The sequence below is a fragment of the Bacteroides reticulotermitis JCM 10512 genome, assembly GCF_000517545.1.
Classification (GTDB): domain Bacteria; phylum Bacteroidota; class Bacteroidia; order Bacteroidales; family Bacteroidaceae; genus Bacteroides; species Bacteroides reticulotermitis.
Window position 1 is genome coordinate 1 of the sequence record NZ_BAIV01000083.1, and the last position, 1512, is coordinate 1512.

General features: G+C 48.6%; 2 protein-coding genes. Both read right to left on the bottom strand.

Translation table 11 applies throughout. From position 1 onward, the window contains the following. On the bottom strand, positions 1-964 hold a 964-nt coding region (locus JCM10512_RS21010; RefSeq protein ID WP_148298524.1), incomplete at its 3' end, for a DUF3868 domain-containing protein. Positions 965-972: 8 nt separating this feature from the next. Then, the coding region (locus JCM10512_RS21015; RefSeq protein ID WP_044165918.1) for a DUF3575 domain-containing protein at positions 973-1512 on the bottom strand (540 nt) is incomplete at its 5' end.

Here is a 1512-nt window from a genome sequence, read left to right on the forward strand (position 1 = left end):
CACCCATGCGTTTCAATGCCGTTTCTTTGGCATCGGGAGTTTGTTCAGAGGTTATGATTTCCAAAGCCTTATCTCTATGGGGCAAATCACTGGCTTTGACCAGCACTTCCAATCCCTCCCAGTCCTCGGCAATGGAGCTAACAGTAAACAGCTTTTCATGCAGCGTAAACTTGGCCTTGATATATTCTTTCAAGGCAATAGCCCGTTCTCCCGACAAACGCTCGTTGGTAGCATAAGATCCTTCGGGCGAAGCGAAGCCTTCCACATACAGACCGAGCAGAACAGCGTCTTTATTGTCGATGACATCTCGCACCGCATCGTCGATCTTGCGCAATTCCTGTGGATTACGCCGGTAGGCAGGCAGGATACCCGAACGGCCTGCCGGGAAGTCGAGAAATGCTTTACCCTGACGGCTGCGACGTTTCTCTTCTTTCTGCGGAACGATGAACCCCACATGAGGGACTACCTGATACGGAATGCGTGCTTCCAGTTCCACTTGGTCGGTTAGTTGATACTCTGTGACGACTTTGTTTCCCCGATAGCCCGACACTTCTTGCCGGACACAAACGCGGGCGGAATCCATCCACAATTGATACGGAACACGAACGTGGTAGTGATAAGGCAAATCGTTCGGCGTTAAGCTTGAATACGAATTACCGAGTTTACGATTGTTATGATACCGTTTAAGCACTTTGTGTTTATTCTCACCCAACACAGTCATCTGCGGAAGCCGGAGAACCGAATCACCCGCTTGAATCATTGGAACGATGTGCAGTCCCTGTCCGCTTTCCACACTTTGGGAAGGCAATTGTAGCTGATAACCTACATGCAGGCTATCGTTCTTCTCCTGCAATTGGAGAAATTTCACGCGAACCGCCTCCTGCGAAAAACAGCTCGTTGTCCCCAACAACAAGAGTAGTGCGTAGAGCGTGAATGGTATATGATCTCTTTTTATCCCTTTCATATAGATCTTTACTTAATAATATAGATTAGTGAAACGCCCAGCTTGGTAGGGCCGAAGTAATGTTTGCTGTCCCTATTTAGTTTCTTACCGCAGGTGTGGCACTCGTAACGGGAATAGTCCAAATACATATAACCCAGTCCCAGTGAGGCTTCCATGCTCCAGCGAGGAGACAGCAGCCAATGGTAACCGTAGGCAACACCCACACCATACCCATTCCCCTGAAGGCGGTGATCTTTCAGATCCGAAAAGATATTCAGCGGAAGGTTCAGGTTACCCACATTGAAGTTTGTATAGTTTACGTGAGCACCCAGAAAGTGTCCGTTAAAAGGTTCATGCACCCAATACCGAAGTTCGGGTTGAACTTGGAAATGTTTGAGTTTCCGGTTATCCGAGAAAGTCCACGGATTGTAATTAGCCGACAGATCCAGCGTCAGGTAGTTCGACAAGCGGAACTCGGCACCCAGGTTAAAAGTTCCCGTCAGGTCCGTTAGCAGATTTGTTTTCAACGCTGCCACAGGCAATGACTCTCCACCCGGCAAGTTTTTGTC